Origin of the sequence: Pseudoflavonifractor sp. 524-17 (assembly GCF_009935845.1) — a bacterium.
In the GTDB taxonomy this organism is placed as follows: Bacteria; Bacillota; Clostridia; order Oscillospirales; family Oscillospiraceae; genus Pseudoflavonifractor_A.
The window spans coordinates 1-17,159 of record NZ_QWEK01000064.1 but is presented as its reverse complement, the minus strand read 5'-3'; the positions used below and the strand labels follow the sequence as shown (position 1 = coordinate 17,159).

Below are 17,159 nucleotides of genomic sequence, written 5' to 3'. Positions count from 1 at the left end.
TGCTGCCCTTATGTATCTTTATGCTTTGCGGCCTGCCAGAACTTTTTCCTGGCAGGCCGCTTTTCGACAAGCTGGGAACACCTCCAAATGGCTTGGAGGTGTTCCTTTTATTAGTGAAGCAAGCTCAGAAGGATTAAACAATCCCCCTGCCGCCGTTCCAGGTCCAGTTGCGGATTTCAGGCATGTCAATGCCGTTGGTGGTGATGTACTGCTGGTGCTCCACCAGCTTATCTTTCATGAGCTGGATGAGGAAAGCGCCCCGGTTGCCCAGCTGGGGCAGGCGCTTGATCACGTCCTCCACCAGATGGAAGCGGTCAATGTCGTTTTGTACCCGCATATCAAAGGGGGTGGTGATGGTGCCCTCCTCCTTATAGCCCCGGACATGAAGATTCTTGTTGTGCCGGCGGTAGGTGAGCTCGTGGATGAGGGTGGGGTAGCCGTGAAACGCGAAGATAATGGGCTTGTCTACGGTGAACAGGGCGTCAAAGTCCTCAGAGGTGAGGCCGTGTGGGTGCTCGGTGTGGGGTTGAAGCTTCATTAGATCAACCACGTTGATCACCCGAATTTTCAGCTCCGGCAGGTGGTGGCGGAGGATGGTGACGGCGGCCAGGGTCTCCAGAGTGGGGGTCTCGCCGCAGCAGGCCATAATCACATCGGGCTCACTGCCCTGGTCGTTGGAGGCCCACTGCCAGATGCCGATGCCATGGGTACAGTGCTTGATCGCCTCATCCATGGTAAGCCACTGGGGCCGGGGATGCTTGGAGGTGACCAGCACGTTGACATAGTTCCGGCTGCGGATGCAGTGGTCAAAGCAGGACAGCAAACAGTTGCCGTCAGGGGGAAGGTAGAGCCGCACCACGTCCGCCTTCTTATTGGCCACATGGTCCAGAAAGCCCGGATCCTGATGGGTAAAGCCGTTGTGATCCTGCTGCCAGACGTTGGAGGAGAGGACATAGTTGAGAGAGGCGATGTCCTGCCGCCAGGAGAGCTGGGAGCAGACCTTGAGCCACTTGGCGTGCTGGGCGAACATGGAGTCCACCGTGCGGATAAAGGCCTCGTAGCTGTTAAAAATGCCATGCCGGCCGGTGAGGAGATAGCCCTCCAGCCAGCCCTGGCACATGTGCTCAGAGAGCATAGCGTCCATCACCCGGCCGTCGGGAGCGAGAGACTCGTCCCGGTCAGAGGCGGCGGCGTTCCAGCAGCGGCTGGAGGCCTGAAAGACCGCCTCCAGCCGGTTGGATTTGGTTTCATCGGGACCAAAGACCCGGAAATTCCGATTTTCCATGTTGAGCTTGATGATATCCCGCACAAACTTGCCCAGTTCAGCCATATCTTCCCCCTTGACCTCGCCGGGGGCAGGGACAGAGACGGCGTAATTGCGGAAATCGGGAATGCGCAGATCCCGCAGCAGCAGGCCGCCGTTGGCGTGGGGATTGGCGCCCATACGGCGGGCGCCCTTGGGGGCTATGGCCTGGAGCTCGGGAATGAGGGTGCCGCTGCGGTCGAAGAGCTCCTCCGGCCGGTAGCTCTTCAGCCAGTTTTCCAGCAGGCGCAGGTGCTCCGGGTGGTCCTCACTGATGGAGATGGGGACCTGATGGGAGCGGAAGGTGTGCTCTACCCGGAGGCCGTCCACCTCTTTGGGGCCGGTCCAACCCTTTGGAGAGCGGAACACAATCATGGGCCAGCGGGGACGGCTGGTGTCGCCGGTGTCGGCGGCGGTCTGCCGGATGCGCTGGATTTCCCGCACAGCCCAGTCCAGGGCGGCGGCCATCTGCTGGTGCATTTTGAGGGGGTCCTCCCCCTCCACAAAGCGGGGAGTCCAGCCGCAGCCCTTGAAGAAATTTTCTACCTCCTCATGGGTAATGCGGGCGAAAAGGGTGGGGTTGGAGATTTTGAATCCGTTGAGGTGGAGAATAGGAAGGACCGCGCCGTCAGTGAGAGGGTTAAGGAATTTGTTGGAGTGCCAGGCGGTGGCCAGGGGGCCGGTCTCCGCCTCCCCATCGCCCACAACGCAGGCGGCAATCAGGTCGGGATTGTCCATCACTGCCCCGAAGGCGTGGGCCAGAGAGTAGCCCAGCTCGCCGCCCTCGTTGATGGAGCCGGGGGTCCCCGGGGATACGTGGCTGGGAATGCCGCCGGGGAAGGAGAACTGCCGGAACAGCTTTTTCATCCCCTCCAGATCCCGGCTGATGTTGGGGTAGATCTCGCTGTAAGTACCCTCCAGATAGGTCTGGGCAACCATGGCGTTGCCGCCGTGGCCCGGCCCGGAGATGTAGATCATGTTCAGGTCGTATTTTGTAATAATGCGGTTGAGGTGTGTATAAATAAAATTCTGGCCGGGGACGGTACCCCAGTGACCCACAATGGTCTTTTTCAGGTGCTCAGGCTGGAGGGGCTTGCGAAGAAGGGGGTTGTCCAGCAGGTAAAGCTGGCCCACGGACAGATAGTTCGCGGCCCGCCAGTAGGCGTCCAGCTTTCGCAAACTGTCAGGGGAGAGCGGCCCCTTTTTTGACATGCGGGTGGATGTCTTCGCGGCTGCTTTTGGAGTGCTTGCTGCGGTTCTTGCCAAGATAACAACCTCCTTATCTCATATCACACAATTTTATTATATGCGCAGAGAGTGGAAAGTCAAGGCAGAACACAGGAAGTTAATAATTACCTCAGAAGATTTACAAATTATCTGGTGCTTCTAATATGAAAAAGCGATTTTGGTTTGATAGACCCTGCGGTAACACAAGACAGCCAGGGTACAGGACAGAATCTCGGCAACGGGAAAGGCCAGCCAGAGGAAGCCGGGGGCCAGCCATCCCAGCAGCAGGGCGGCGGGGAGGAGGAGGGCCACCTGCCGCAGCAGAGAGATGAGCAGGCTGGTGCGGGGGGCGCCCACCGACTGGAAGGCGGCGGAAAAAATAATGCAGGCGCCGGCGAAGAGGAAGGAAGGGCCGATCATCCGCAGGGCGGGGATGCCGTCGGCCATTTGGGCGGGGTTGGCCTGGAAGAAGGAGAGCAGCAGCCCGGGAACCAGAAGGAAAAGGGCCGCGCCCACCGCCATGACGCTGACGGCGATGACCAGGGCGAACCGGATGGCCTGGGTGACCCGGTCAGGCCGCTTTGCGCCATAGTTATAGCTGACCACAGGGACGAGGCCGTTGTTCAGGCCGTAGATGGGCATAAAGGCGAAGGATTGGAGCTTGAAATAGGCCCCCAGAATAAAGACGCCGTTGGTGGTAAAGAAGGCCATGACTTTATTCAGTCCTAAAGTCATCAGGGTGCCCAGAAGCTGCACCATAATGGCGGGAACGCCGATGGTATAGATGTCCCGGATGACGGTCAGGCTGGGCCGGAAGCCCTTGAAGTGCAGCTTTAAATTGGGATTGCGCCACACCAGGAAGAAAACCAGCAGCATTCCGGCGAACTGGCTGAGGACGGTGGCAATGGCCGCGCCGGCAACCTCCAGACGGGGAAAGGGCCCGATGCCAAAAATAAAGAGGGGATCCAAAATGATGTTGAGCACCGCGCCGGTGGCCTGGCTGATCATAGGTCCCAGGGAGTTGCCGCTGGCCTGGAGCACCCGCTCAGAGCAAATTTGAAAGGACACTGTAAAGGCGCAGACCGTGACGATGGTGACATACTGGGTGCCGTAGGCCACAACGTTGGGCTGGCTGCTGAACAGGCGGATAAAGGGGCCGCTGGCGGTGAGGCCGAAGAGGAAAAAGAGCACGGAAATCACGGCGCAGACGGCATATCCGTTCAGCGCCACCTGGACGGCGTCTTCCACGCGCTTCTCCCCCAGACGGCGGGAGATCATGGCGTTGATGCCCACAGCGGTGCCGGCGCACAGGGCGATCATCAAGGTCTGGATAGGGTAGGCCAGGGCCAGGGCCTCAAAGCCCTCGCCGCTGAGTTGGGCGACAAACATACTGTCCACCAGGTTATACAGGGCCTGGACCAGCATGGAGAGCATCATGGGCCAGGACATGCGCAGGAGGAGGGAACGGACAGGCATTGTCTCCATATGGTTTGTATGCTGGGTCATAGAAATCGTCCTTTCGTTGAGGTAATCGGCTTGCGGAAAGCACAGATAACAGAAAAACAGCGAGCTTTCCAAAGGGGAAAACCCGCTGTCCAGTATCATTTCTGTCCTGTTGGCCATGCGTGGGGACGACGGGGCAAAATTGCCATGGCCGGACATTTAATTGTCGGAGTACTCTACATTTATTATAGCTAGGTATTTGCCGGAAGTCAAGGGGGATCAGGAATTATTTATCTGGGGCGGAGAGAGCCTTGGTATAGCGCAGATCCACGCAGATCATCTCGTGGGGAAAGGGAATGTCAATGCTGGAGCCGTCCCAGGAGAAGCCGTGGCGCTGATAGAACCGGCGGGCGCCGGCGTTTTCCCGGAGGACAAAGACGCAGCAGCGGGAAAAGCCCATGGCGGACAGGCGGCTTAATGTTTCTTCCATCAGCAGAGAGCCGTATCCCCGGCTGGTCTCGGCGGGGTCGGTGTAGAAGGAGAACAGCTCTCCACAGCCGGCGTAGGGGGAGTCTGCCTCCGCCCGGGCGGAGCCGTAGGTGCAGCAGGCCACCGGGCAATCCCCACGGTACAGCAGCAGCCCACGGCCCTGGCCGGTCTGGTACTGCTCTCGAAAGAGGGGAATCCAGTGGTCCGGGGTAATGGCCTCCCGGAGATAATCCTCCGGCACATAGCCAGGGTAGGTCTTGTGCCAGCCACGGCAGTGAATGGCGCTCATGGCGGCGAAATGGGCCTCCTCACAGGCGTCAACAAAGCGAAGTTCCTCCATCTTACACCTCCATAGGGACCCGGTCCGGCTGGAGCGCTGGGGCGCTCTCGTTGGACAGCGCGCGGGCGTTGGCCAGCATCAGCTTGATGCGGTTCTCCTGGTTGATTTTAGTAGCCCCCGGGTCGTAGTCGATGGCCACGATGTTGGAGTTGGGGTAGTCGTCCTTCAGCTTACGGATCATGCCCTTGCCTACAATGTGGTTGGGCAGGCAGCCGAAGGGCTGGGTACAGACGATATTGGGGGTGCCGGAGTGGATGAGCTCCAGCATCTCGGCGGTGAGGAGCCAGCCCTCCCCCATCTTGTTGCCGTCTCCCAAGTAGCCCTGGATAAGGCGGTGGAGGTCGTCAAAGGTGCCGGGGGCCCGGAAACCGCCTGCCTGAATGGCGGCGATCATAGCCTTCTGGCATTTTTTCACATAGTTTTCAAAGATCCGGCAGATTTTCTGTTTGAGCCAGAGCCCGCCGTACAGGTCCACATCTACGTCCCGGTTGTAGATCTTGAAGATAATAAAGTCGGTGAGGCCGGGGACCACCGGTTCCGCCCCCTCGGAGAGGAGGAACTCCTCCAGATTGTTGTTGCCCAAGGGGGAGTATTTAATATAAATTTCCCCCACAACGCCCACCCGGACTTTGGGCGCCCCCTGGACGGGGATATCTTTAAAAGCCTGGACAATCCACTTGAAATTGCGGCACATGCTCTTGTAGGACAGGCCGTCCCCCCGGTCCATCCCCTCCAGCAGGCGGGACATGCAGTCCTCAATGGTATGGTCGGTCTGGCCGGGGGTGACCTCATAGGGGCGGACTTGATTGGCGGTCTGGACGATAATGTCGCCGTACATCATAGCAAACACCGCCTTGCGCAGGAAGGGGATGGACAGGCGGAAGCCGGGATTTTTCTCCAGGCCGGACAGATTCACCGACACCACAGGGACAAACTCCAGCCCCGCCTTGATCAGGGCCTTGCGCAGCAGATGGATGTAGTTGGACGCCCGGCAGCCGCCGCCGGTCTGGGTGATGAGCAGGCCCACCTTGTGGACGTCATACTTCCCGCTTTGAATGGCGTCGATGAGCTGGCCGATGACCAGCAGGGCAGGGTAGCAGGTGTCGTTATGGACGTATTTCTGGCCTGCGTCCACAATGCTCTTGCCGGAGGTGTTGAGGGTTTCCACCCGGAAACCCTCCCGTTCCAGCAGGCGGGCCATCATGCCAAAGTGAATGGGGAGCATCTGGGGCATGAGCAAGGTATACTCCTCTTTCATCTCCTTGGTAAAGAGCAGGCGGCCGGTCTCATCGTATACTAATTCAGCCATGGTCTTCGGTTCCTTTCGGTTTGGCGTATAGATAGGCGAAGCCGGGGAGAAATCCCGCCCGTTTTGCCACGTTTTGGGAGATAATATGGCTCTCCCCGGTGCCGTAAAAGGGCACCAGATCCCGGCGGAGCAGCTCGTCCTTCAGCAGGGCGGTGAGATAGACCGCCAGCCCCTTTCCCCGGTGCTCCGGCAGGACATTGATGCCGATCTGCCACATCCGGGCGCCGTCCTGACTGGCCCCGGCCATGGCCGTGGGGCGGCCCGCCGGATCCAGAGCCGCTACCGCCAGCCGGTCAGGAAACAGTGGATTGAAGCACAGAGCGTCCCCCCAGAAGGGCTGGCCCCGGAAGGGTTCCAATTCTCCCTCCTCATACCAGCGCACCGGCCGGGAGGGGGCAGTCTCTGGGACAGAGAGGTCCGGCAGATAAAATTTGTGGGCGTCGCCAATCTCATAGCCCAGCGGGGCCAGGGCGGCGTCAATTTCCCGATATCGGGCAGGGTGAAAGAGCCACTGGGCGGGCCGGTCCGCAAAATAGCGCTCGGCCCAGGGCAGCAGCGCCGGCTGGGCGGCGGCGATGAGCTTGCCGTTCCAGACGGCCAGCTCCAGCATGGGGGTGCTGTCGTTGTACCGCCGCCGGCGCGGGCGCTCCATCCACTGAACCACAGCGTTGTCCGGCGTATCCAGCAGGGCGGGATCGCAGCCCAGGTCCAAAGCCAGCTGGTCCCGGACCAGGCCGCGCAGTTCTGTCTGTGTCATAACAATATCCTTCCGCAGACGGGGCGGGGCGCCCCTATGAAAGTTTTCTTTGGTCACTTTCTTTTTCAACAGAAAGTGACCGGGCGTCCATGGCGGCCATGAGGGAGCGCACCCGGATCTTTACCGCGCCCAGATTGCTGATGTCGTCAATTTTCAGCTGGGTATAGAGCTTGCCGCCCTGTTCCAGAATATCCCGCAGCTCGTCGGTAGTAATGGCGTCAGTACCGCAGCCGAAGGAGACCAGCTGGATCACCTGCATATCCTCCTGGGTGCAGACATAGCGGGCGGCGTTGTACATCCGGCTCTGGAACGTCCACTGGTTGAGCACCTTCCGGGGGGCGTACCCCTCCAGATGGGACAAAGCGTCCTCCGTCACCAGGACAAAGCCGAAGCCGGTGATCAGGTCGTTGATGCCGTGGTTGATCTCCGGGTCGATGTGGTAGGGCCGGCCGCACACCACGATGATGGGCAGATCATGGGCCCGGGCGTAGTCAATATATTCCTGGCCGGTCTCCTGAATGCCGTCCATGTAGAACTCATAGGCGGTATAGGCCGCTTTCACGGCTTCTTTTGTCTCTTTTGCTGGGATGCTGAACTGCTCCGCCATATACTTAACCATCCGCTTGGAGAAGTCCTTGTGCCGCCACAGGCCCACATAGGGGTCTAAAAAGCGGGTCTGCTTGAGAGAGGGGACGTTTGCGGCCAGCAGCTCTGGGTAGTAGGCCACCACGGGACAGTTATAGTGGTTGTCTCCGATGCCCTCGTCGTTGTTGTAGGACATGCAGGGATACCAGATGGCGTCCACCCCTGCCTCCACCAGAGCCTCCACATGGCCATGGAGGAGCTTGGCGGGGTAGCACACCGTATCCGAGGGGATGGTGCGCTGTCCCTTAAGGTAGAGCTTGCGGGAGGACTCAGGGGAGAGGACCACCTCAAAATTCAGCTTGGTAAAGAAGGTGAACCAGAAGGGAAGGTTTTCGTACATATTCAGGCCAAAGGGGATGCCGATGCGCCCCCGGGAGCCGTCCCCCTCCCCCTCGCCCTGGAGGGAGCGGAGCTTTTTGTATTTGTACTGCATCAGATCCGGCAGCTGAGTCTTCTCCTGACCCAGAGGGCGGGAGCAGCGGTTGCCGGAGATAAACTTCCGTCCGCCGTCGAACTGATTGACAGTGAGGGAGCAGTGATTGGTACACAGGCCGCAGGTGACGGGCTTGGCGCTGTGGGAAAAGGCGTCCAGCGCGGCGGCGTCCAGCAGGGCGGAGCGCTCCAGATGGAGGTTGCGGGCGGCCAGCGCGGCGCCGAAAGCTCCCATCAGCCCGGCGATGGTGGGGCGGGTGACCTCTCGGCCCAGCTCCTGCTCAAAGGCGCGGAGTACCGCGTCGTTGAGAAAAGTGCCCCCCTGAACCACAATATGTTGCCCCAGATCGTCGGCGGAGGCGGCTCGGATGACCTTGTATACCGCGTTCTTCACAATAGAGATGGACAGCCCGGCGGAGATATCCTCCACACTGGCGCCGTCCTTTTGGGCCTGCTTTACGCTGGAGTTCATAAAGACGGTACACCGGGAGCCCAGATTCACCGGCCGGGGGGAGAAGAGGCCCAGCTTGGAGAAGTCGGAGATGTTGTACCCCAGGGCCTTGGCGAAGGTCTCGATAAAGGAGCCGCAGCCGGAGGAGCAGGCCTCGTTGAGCATAATAGAGTCTACCGCGCCGTTGCGGATTTTGAAGCACTTCATATCCTGTCCGCCGATGTCAATGATGAAGTCCACATCGGGGTTAAAGTGGGCGGCGGCATTATAGTGGGCCACGGTCTCCACCAGGCCCAGATCGCATTGAAAGGCGTTTTTGATCAGGTCTTCCCCGTAGCCGGTGACGGCGGCCCCCTGGATGGAGATGCGATCCCCGCACAGGCGGTAGATTTCCCTGAGCTGTTCCAGCACAATGGCCACCGGGTTGCCCTGGTTGGAGTGGTAGTAGGTATAGAGCAGTCCGCCGCCGGCGTTGATTAAGGTCATCTTGGTGGTGGTGGAGCCGGCGTCAATGCCCAGCCAGGCGGGACCGGAGTAGGTGCGGATATCCGTCTGGGGCGGGCGGTTCGCGTTGTGCCGGGCCAGGAAGGCGGCGTATTCCTCCTTTCCGGCGAAAAGAGGGGGCATGGTGTCCACCGTGGTTTTGGCGTCCACGCTCTCCTCCAGCAGCTTGAGGAACGCCTCAAAGGGCCGCTGGGCGTACTCTCCGGCGCACAGGGCGGCGCCGATGCCGGCAAAGCAGTCCCCGTCCTCGGGGAAGACGGCGTGCGCCCCGTCCAGCTTGAGGGTGTCCACAAACCGCTCCCGCAGGCCGTAGAGGAAGTGGAGGGGGCCGCCCAGGAAAACGATCTTTCCCTTCAGCTCCCGGCCCTGAGTGAGTCCGGCCACAGTCTGGTCCACCACGGCCTGGAAGATGGAGGCGGCCACGTCCTCCTTCCGCCCGCCTTGGTTCAGGATGGGCTGAATATCGCTCTTGGCGAATACGCCGCACCGGGAGGCGATGGGGTAGATCTTCTCATGCTTGAGAGAGAGGGCGTCCAGCTCATTGACGGTGACGTTCATCAAAGTAGCCATCTGGTCGATAAAGGCGCCGGTGCCCCCGGCGCAGGATCCGTTCATCCGCTCCTCTAAAGCGCCGCCGAAGAAGATGATCTTGGCGTCCTCGCCCCCCAGCTCGATCACGGCGTCGGTGTCAGGGTAATATTGCCGCACGGCGGCGGCGGTGGCGTAGACCTCCTGCACAAAGTCGATGCCGGCGGCCTTGGCCACGCCCAGTCCGGCGGAGCCGGTGATGACCAGTTTCACCGCCTGCCCCCGAAAGCGGTTTTCAATGGAGTGGAGCGTCTCACAGGCCCGCTCCCGGGTTTTGGAAAAATGCCGCTCATAGGAACGGAAGAGCAGTTTATTATCTTTATCCAGCACCACAACTTTTACCGTTGTGGAGCCGATATCAATGCCAATTCGAAGGCTCATAATTTGGTCTCCTTGTCCTTGGGGGCGGCAGCTCCGCCCTTGCCTGTCTATAAAATCGTACTCTACATAATAGTACAATTTTTGCGAATTTACAACCCCCAAACCACAGGATACAGGATGTTCCGCAGTTGGAAATAACAAAGGAGTGTAGGGCGGCAAAAAGAAGCCGGATTGGAAAAAAGGAAGGAGCAGCTATCCCGATATTACGTTGCTGTCCTCTCAGGAGGACTTGAAAAAGATGTGATATTTGATATAATGACATTCACCAGAAAATACTGTTACAGGCGGAGACAAGGGAGGAGTTTAACCGAAAGGGGGGAGCGCGGGATGGAAAGGGACGCGATGCGGAACAGTCCGGCGGGAGAAGTGGGTATTCTCACCTTTCACTGTTCTGACAATTTCGGCGCGATGCTCCAGGCCTACGCGCTGAAGGAGCACCTGCGGGCCAGCGGGGTGGCGGCGGATATTGTCCGGTACGAGCCGCCCTTCCTGACCGGACGGCACTGGCTGATCCCCTATGTGCCTCAAAAGGGACTGGGGAGGCGGCTGCGCTACGCGGCGTGGGGCGTGTGGCACAACCTGCAGGCGTATCAAGACTTTGCCGCCCGGCGGGCCAATATGCGCCGGTTTCGGATGGACTGGCTGGTGGACCGGGAACAGCCTAAAATCTGGTTTCTGTCCGGGCTGAAAAAACTCCCTTACCGGTGCTATGTGGTGGGCAGCGACCAGATTTGGAACCCCAACATTACCTGCGGCCTGCGCCGGGCCTACTTTGGGGCCTTTGAGAGCGGGCGCAAGGAGCGCGTTGTGGCCTATGGGGCCAGCCTGGGGAGCGCATCCCTTCCTCCGGAGTATGAGCGGCAGTTTTTGGAGTTGGTCCGCCATGTGGACGCGGTGTCTGTCCGGGAGGCCGGGGCGGCGCCCTATGTCCAGCGGTGTTTCGCCGGAGAGGTGACGGCGGTGCTGGATCCAGTGTTTTTCCTGGGAAAAGACGCGTGGCAGACGGTAGAGCGGCCCCCGGAGCAGAAGAACTACATTTTGGCCTACACGACAGAGCCAAACCGGGACATGGCCGAATATGTCCAGGCTCTCTCACATAAGACAGACTTGCCAGTGGTGGAGCTGCGGACAGGGGCTGCCGGAGTGGGCGTCGCCGCTGAAGCGGACAAAACGGCGGGCCCGGCGGAATTTTTGGGCTATGTACACCATGCAGCGTATGTAGTAAGCAACTCCTTTCACGCCGCCGCCTTTTCCATCCTCTATGAAAAGCAGTTTCTCATTTTTTCCCACAGTCAGGTAAACGAGCGTCTGGCGTCGCTGCTGGCCCTCCACGGGTTGGAGGACCGGCTGTGCCCGGCGGGGGCGGGGGAGATTACGACGTCCATCCACTGGCCGGCGGTGGCGGCGCGGACGGCGGAGGCAGTGAAGGTATCCCATAAATTTCTGTTGAAAAACGTGGTGGGGAGGCTGGAATGAAGCTGTATCAGGACAAAAAGAACTGCTGCGGCTGCGGTGCCTGCGGAGACATCTGCCCGGTGAGCGCCATCCGGATGACACCGGACGGGGAAGGCTTCCGCTATCCCCAGGTAGACGGGGCGGTGTGCATCCGCTGCGGCCGCTGTGAGGCGGTGTGCCCAATGGGCAGAGGGGAGACATTTGCGGATAACCAATATTTCGGTGCCTGGGTGCGGGAGGAAGATGCCCGGCGGGCCAGCTCTTCCGGAGGGGTGTTCCCGGTACTGGCGGGGTATGTTCTGCGGCGGCAGGGTGTGGTATTCGGCGCGGCCTTCGGGGAGGGGATGGAGGTTTCCCACCAAGAGGCCCAGAACCCGGCGCAGCTGGAACTCCTGAAGACTACCAAATATGTCCAGAGTCGGATGGACGGTGTATACCGCCGAATTGCCGCTGTGCTGAAGGAGGGGAAATGGGTGCTCTTCTGCGGGATGCCCTGTCAGGCTCACGCCCTGCGGCGGTTTTTGGGGCGGCCCTGGCCTACGCTGATCACGGCGGATCTGGTGTGCTACGGTGTCCCGTCCCCGGGAATCTGGGGGGATTACGTCAAACTTCTGGAGCACAGGCACAAGGGGCGGCTGACCGCCTTCTCCTTCCGGGACAAGCGGGCGGGGGACAGCGGCCACACCCGGGCCTATGTGTGCGGCGGGAAGGAGTATACCACGCGTTTGAGCGCGGACCCATACTGCGGGATGTTTTTCGGCAATTTTATCATTCGGCCCGCCTGCCATGCCTGCCGGTACTGCACCGTGGACCGGGGGAGCGATTTTACCCTGGGCGATTTCTGGGGGATCGAAAAGGTCCGCCCGGAGGCGGACGACGGCATGGGTAATTCTCTGGTGATTCTTCACACGGAGCGGGCCCGGGAGATCTGGGGAGAGATCCAAGCGGAGCTGGGGTGGTTTGCGTGCGAAAAGGAGGAGATACTCCAGCCGCGGCTGACGGGGCCCACACCTGCCGCGAAAGGCCGGGGGGTGTTTATGGCCCTGCGGAGGACCCTGCCGGCGGGGGCGCTGTTTGTCTTGTTTGAACGGAGCCGGACTATCATGGGCCTGCTGCGGCGATAAAAGGAGGAGACAAGTGGGGCTGGGAGCGAAGGTTTGGGAGACGGCGCAGCGGCTGGAATATTCCGCCTACCGCAAAAGGAGACGCCGCCGCCTGCGGGTTACAGACTTTACCATTATCGCCACCAACTGTATTGGTACGATGATGTACCACGACCTGGGGCTGGGATTCCGGACGCCAACGGTGAACCTCACCATCAGTATGCTGGACCTTGTGAAGATGGCGGGAAATCTCAGATGGTACATGGCTCAGGAGCTGGTGGAATGTGTACAGCTTGGGGGAGATATGGGCTGTCCGGTGGGACTGCTGGGAGATGTCCAGGTCAATTTTATCCACTATGACACCTTTGGGGAGGCGGCAGAAAAATGGAATCAGCGCAGGCGGCGCATCAACTGGGATCGCATCATCCTGATGGGTTCTGATAGAAGTCCATGCGATTACGAGACGCTGCGTGCCTTTGACAACCTCCCCTGGCCTAATAAGGTGATGTTTACCCATGTGGATTACCCGGAATTTCCGTCGGCGTACCACATTACGGGCTTTGAGGAGGGGCTTGAGCTGGGCAATGTGCTGCTCTACCGGCCCCAGCGGCGGAAACGGCGGTATATGGACCAGTTTGATTATGTCTCGTTTCTGAACAAAACAGTGCGGACAGCGGGGCTGGAAGGAGGGGGAGTGTATGGGTCAGGAGGGAACGCCCAATAGAGACGGCGTGGTGTCCATTGTGACGCCGGTATACAACGGGGAGCGGCACCTGGCGGCAATGCTGGACTCTGTCCTGGCCCAGACCTATCCCCAAATCGATATGATTCTGACCGACGACGGCTCCGACGACGGCACACTCCAGGTGGCGGAAGCATACCGCGGACGCTTTGCCGGGCGGGGGTACGGCTTCCGGGTGGTGACCGGGCCCCACAAAAACGCCTCCGCCGCCATCAACCGAGGTCTGCCCTATGTGACCGGGGAGTTTTTGATCTGGCCGGACAGCGACGATATTCTCAAGCCGGAATCCGTGGAGCGGCGGGTGAGCTTTTTACGAAAAAATCCGGAATACCAGTGTGTCCGTTCACTGGCTTGGTACTTCGACGGGGAGACCGGCGCGCCCAGGGAAGAGGCGGATGAGAAGCAGGGCGACCTGTCCCGTGAGGCCCTGTTCTGGGATGTGCTGGAGTTTCGGACGTTTGTGTGCTGCGGGTGCTATATGTTCCGCTCTGCGGCGTTTTTTGACATCTATCCCCGCCGCTGTATCCCGGAGTACGACGTGGGGCAGAACTTCCAGATGCTGCTGCCCTTCCTGTACCGGCACCGGTGCCCCACTCTTCGGGAGGCGCTGTATGGCGTCTGCGTCCGGCGGGGGAGCCACTCCCGGACAGAGCTGACCCAGGCTCAGGAGGAGAAAAAGTACGCCGACTATGAACGCCTGGTGGACGAGATCGCCGCTCTGTGCGCCATGGACAGCCGGGAGGCGCTGAACCGGGTCGCCCGCTGGAAGGCGGAGCGTCGGTACCACATTTCCCTGAAGTACGGCCGCTGGGGGGCGGCGTTCCAGGCGCTGGTGCAGCTGCGCCGGTGCGGGGGCTTTCAGATTGGCGGGGCGCTGAAGGAGCTGCTCTGGGCAGTGTGCCGGGATAGTTGGATGTGGAAGAAACTGTATCCTGCTTACAGCCGGTTCTTCCATAACAGATAGTGATACCACAGCCTGGCCAGCAGGCCGGCCAGAAAATACCAGCGCAGGCGGAACAGAAGGACAAAAATCCGCCGTACCCAATGGCCGCAGGAGTAATTGTACTCCATGGCCTTGCAGTACAGCTGGTTTTCCCGGAGCGCGCGGCATACTGCCAGCTTTTCACGGTACGTCTGCCGGTTCTCTGGACTAAATACGGTCCACACCATGGAATAACTCAAATTCTCCAGAGCATAGGAGTAGAAATCCCGCTCCAGTGGGGCGAACAGTTTGCCAGATGTTAAAGCGTCCCGAAGCCTCTCCAGCAGTTCAGCAAGGTTATAGGGGAGCTTGGGATTGAAACGGTGAGACAGGGAATCGGGGTGGATATTATAGTAGTAGACCGGCGTCGGAAGATAAATACACCGGTTCGTTTTTGTCAAATATTCCGTGTTGAACAGCTTATCCTCCGCGAAAAACAACCGGGATGAAAACCGGAGGGTATGCCGGTCAATAATGGCTTTTCGGTATGCTTTTCCGCAGGGAGAGACGAAATTCAGGTTTCCGCCATTGATGAGCTGTGTGCGCAGCAGGAGACTGCGCAGCAGATCTGGTATCTCCTCAGCCCCAAAATATTGTGCTTCCAGGACCGGGGCGGCGGTTAAATCTTCCCTTGTCTCAGCAAAATCGAAGAGGAGCAGATCCTGGGACTGGTACTCCTCTTGGGCGATCAAGGCAAGGAAGTCGGGGGAGATCAGATCGTCAGCGTCTGAAAACACCACCCACTCCCCATGGCATAGTTCAAGACCCCGGTTACGGGCGGCAGACGCGCCGCAGTTTTGTTGAGAGAGGAGCTGGACACGGCTGTCCCGGGCAGCATACTCCTGGCAGATTTCCAGGCTTTTGTCGGTAGAACCATCGTTAACCAGGAGCAGCTCAAAGTCTTGATAGGTGGAGTCCAGAACGGAATCCAGGCAGCAGCGCAGGTATGGTTCCGCATTGTAGACAGGAATAATGACAGAAATCATGGCAGACCCTCCTCTCCTGCTATAATTGACTTTGTATGGTTCATTTAGTATAATATGAACGCTTGGAAAAAGCAACCGTTTCAAAACGTGCAGGAAGAGGGGACCAGATATATTTACGTTTATCGTCACATGCTATCAGCAGGCGGAGACGGCGCCGCAGGCGCTGGAGAGTGTCCGGTACCAAATTGAACACTACGGTCAGGGCCGGGAATTTCAGCTCATCGTGGCGGACGACGGCTCCACCGACGGCAGTCAGGCGGTGATCCAGGCGTGGACGGAACGGTACAGGGGTCTATTTGCCAAAATTGATCTGCTGTTTCAGGCGGAGAACAGGGGAATCTGCCAAACCTACGTGAATGCGCAGCGGCGGGTGGAGGGCGAGCGGTTTGTCAAGGTGGACGGCGACGACCTGCTGGCGCCCTATAATATCTTTGAGCTCACAGAGCTGCTTTCAGACTACGATATTATCTGCACCGGATTTTTGAAATTCCACACTTCGGATAATCTGGTCAAAACCTACCGCACGTATCTGGAGGTGGTTTTGCAGGCGTTTATTCGGGGCAAGACATTACGCCAAGCGGTGAAATTGGGCTGTCCGGTAATGGGCACGGCCATATACCGGAAATCTCTCCTGACAGAGGACGTCTATCATTTTATCCTGCAATTTCGCACAATACATGACCGGGCCTGTTTCCAAAAGCTTCTCACGGGGGACCAGGCACTGAAGAGCTGCTATGTCAACCGGCCCATCATTTTGTACCGGGTATCCGAACGCTCTATCTCCAACTTCAACAGCCCCAGCCGGCGGCTGCACAGCGAAGAGATCGGCCGGCTGTGCCGCGTTCAGCGGGAGAAGGAGTCCTCTCCGCTACTGCGGTTGCTCCTCCTGCTCCAGGAGAAGTCCATTGCGTTCCGGGCCAGCTCTAACCGGCTGGTGCGCCTGCTGCGGTTTTTATCTCCTTACTTCACATTAATGCTGTGGCTGTGCATCGCCCACTGGCCAGCTATCCGGAAAATGGAACGGGAACTGGTGGACAGGCACTGGCGGGAGTGCGAGGCCCATTGCCGGCGGCTCACGGCAGATGACAAGAAGAAGTAGAAAAATCCCCCTGAATCGTGTAAAATGGTACAACGACACGATTTAGGGGGATAATTTTATGAGAGCGAGACGGCTGACTGCCAGGGACATCACCGCCTATACAAATCACCTGCGCATGGAAGAGCGGGCCGCGGCCACGGTAGAAAAATACCGGCGCGATATTGGGGCGTTCGCCGCATGGCTGGAGGGCCGGCCGGTGGATCGGGAGCTTGTGGTTCAGTGGAGGAGCTGCCTGCTGGCAGAGGGGCGCGCCCCGGCCACGGTAAACGCCAAGCTCTCTGCGGTCAATGGCCTGTTTTGCTTCCTGGGTTGGGACGAGTGCCGGGTAAAATTCTTACGGATTCAGCGGCAGATGTTCCGGGAAAAGACCCGGGAACTGACCCGGCGGGAGTACGAGCGGCTGGTGGAGACAGCGCGGGCCCAGGGCCGGGACCGCTTGGAGCTGCTGATGGAAACCATATGCTCCACAGGGATTCGGGTGTCTGAGGTCCGTCACATCACAGTGGAGGCCGCCCAGACAGGACAGGCGGTAGTCCACCTGAAAGGGAAGATACGGACGATCCTCCTCTCACGGAAGCTGTGCGTCAAGCTGTTGAAATACGCCAAAAAAGTAAAAACCATCTCCGGCGAGATTTTCCGCACCAAAAGCGGAAAGGGCCTGTCAAGAAAACAGATCTGGCAGGAGATGAAGTCGCTGTGTACACAGGCGGGGGTGGAGCCCTCTAAGGTATTCCCCCACAACCTGCGTCATCTGTTCGCGACTGTTTTTTATCAGGTCAGCCGGGATTTGGTCAGGCTGGCGGATACCCTGGGCCATTCGTCGGTGGAGACCACACGTATTTACCTTCTAACCAGCGTATCGGAGCATATGAAGTATATGGAACGGCTGCGGCTGGTCAGTTAGGAACAGAATATGTGTTTTG

At 59.2% G+C, this 17,159-nt stretch carries 13 protein-coding genes; 6 read left to right on the top strand and 7 right to left on the bottom strand.

Going from position 1 to position 17,159, the window contains the following annotated elements:
- Positions 1 to 133: 133 nt before the first annotated feature.
- From D1159_RS16770 to D1159_RS16745, 6 genes are all read right to left on the bottom strand, one after another.
- The gene (locus D1159_RS16770) at positions 134 to 2,515 is read right to left on the bottom strand and encodes a phosphoketolase family protein (protein WP_161846765.1); all 2,382 of its coding nucleotides are present in this window, start codon (positions 2,513 to 2,515) and stop codon (positions 134 to 136) included.
- A gap of 174 nt (positions 2,516 to 2,689) precedes the next feature.
- A complete protein-coding gene (locus tag D1159_RS16765; RefSeq protein WP_161846763.1) occupies positions 2,690 to 4,036 on the bottom strand; it encodes an MATE family efflux transporter in 1,347 nt (448 codons plus the stop codon).
- Between the two features lie 223 nt (positions 4,037 to 4,259).
- The gene (locus D1159_RS16760; protein ID WP_161846762.1) at positions 4,260 to 4,802 is read right to left on the bottom strand and encodes a GNAT family N-acetyltransferase; all 543 of its coding nucleotides are present in this window, start codon (positions 4,800 to 4,802) and stop codon (positions 4,260 to 4,262) included.
- Position 4,803: 1 nt separating this feature from the next.
- Positions 4,804 to 6,111, bottom strand: coding sequence for a 2-hydroxyacyl-CoA dehydratase (locus D1159_RS16755; RefSeq protein WP_161846761.1), 1,308 nt, complete (start codon positions 6,109 to 6,111; stop codon positions 4,804 to 4,806).
- Positions 6,104 to 6,868 (bottom strand): GNAT family N-acetyltransferase, encoded by a 765-nt coding sequence (locus tag D1159_RS16750; RefSeq protein WP_161846760.1) that lies wholly within the window; start codon positions 6,866 to 6,868, stop codon positions 6,104 to 6,106. Before D1159_RS16750 ends, D1159_RS16755 begins: the two co-directional genes overlap by 8 nt.
- A 34-nt stretch (positions 6,869 to 6,902) precedes the next feature.
- Positions 6,903 to 9,869 (bottom strand): acyl-CoA dehydratase activase, encoded by a 2,967-nt coding sequence (locus D1159_RS16745; RefSeq protein ID WP_161846759.1) that lies wholly within the window; start codon positions 9,867 to 9,869, stop codon positions 6,903 to 6,905.
- Positions 9,870 to 10,196: 327 nt separating this feature from the next.
- On the opposite strand from D1159_RS16745, the gene D1159_RS16740 reads away from it, so the two are divergent.
- The 4 genes from D1159_RS16740 to D1159_RS16725 are packed head-to-tail and all read left to right on the top strand — an operon-like array spanning position 10,197 to position 14,133.
- Positions 10,197 to 11,345, top strand: coding sequence for a polysaccharide pyruvyl transferase family protein (locus D1159_RS16740; protein WP_161846758.1), 1,149 nt, complete (start codon positions 10,197 to 10,199; stop codon positions 11,343 to 11,345).
- Positions 11,342 to 12,448 carry a Coenzyme F420 hydrogenase/dehydrogenase, beta subunit C-terminal domain gene (locus D1159_RS16735; protein WP_161846757.1) on the top strand — a complete coding sequence of 369 codons (1,107 nt, stop codon included), beginning with the start codon at positions 11,342 to 11,344 and terminating at the stop codon, positions 12,446 to 12,448. Before D1159_RS16740 ends, D1159_RS16735 begins: the two co-directional genes overlap by 4 nt.
- 13 nt (positions 12,449 to 12,461) lie before the next feature.
- Positions 12,462 to 13,151, top strand: a complete 690-nt coding sequence (locus tag D1159_RS16730) for a DUF1919 domain-containing protein (RefSeq protein WP_161846756.1) — start codon at positions 12,462 to 12,464, stop codon at positions 13,149 to 13,151.
- On the top strand, positions 13,126 to 14,133 hold the full coding sequence (locus tag D1159_RS16725; protein WP_161846755.1) for a glycosyltransferase family A protein: 1,008 nt from the start codon (positions 13,126 to 13,128) through the stop codon (positions 14,131 to 14,133). The genes D1159_RS16730 and D1159_RS16725 overlap by 26 nt, the downstream gene beginning before the upstream one ends.
- Here D1159_RS16725 and D1159_RS16720 read toward each other — a convergent pair.
- A complete protein-coding gene (locus D1159_RS16720; RefSeq protein WP_161846754.1) occupies positions 14,106 to 15,137 on the bottom strand; it encodes a glycosyltransferase in 1,032 nt (343 codons plus the stop codon). The genes D1159_RS16725 and D1159_RS16720 overlap by 28 nt on opposite strands.
- Before the next feature lie 109 nt (positions 15,138 to 15,246).
- Between D1159_RS16720 and D1159_RS16715 the strand changes: the two genes are divergently transcribed.
- Both D1159_RS16715 and D1159_RS16710 read left to right on the top strand, forming a co-directional pair.
- The gene (locus D1159_RS16715; protein ID WP_161846764.1) at positions 15,247 to 16,236 is read left to right on the top strand and encodes a glycosyltransferase family 2 protein; all 990 of its coding nucleotides are present in this window, start codon (positions 15,247 to 15,249) and stop codon (positions 16,234 to 16,236) included.
- A gap of 58 nt (positions 16,237 to 16,294) precedes the next feature.
- On the top strand, positions 16,295 to 17,140 hold the full coding sequence (locus D1159_RS16710; RefSeq protein WP_161846753.1) for a tyrosine-type recombinase/integrase: 846 nt from the start codon (positions 16,295 to 16,297) through the stop codon (positions 17,138 to 17,140).
- Positions 17,141 to 17,159 lie beyond the last annotated feature (19 nt).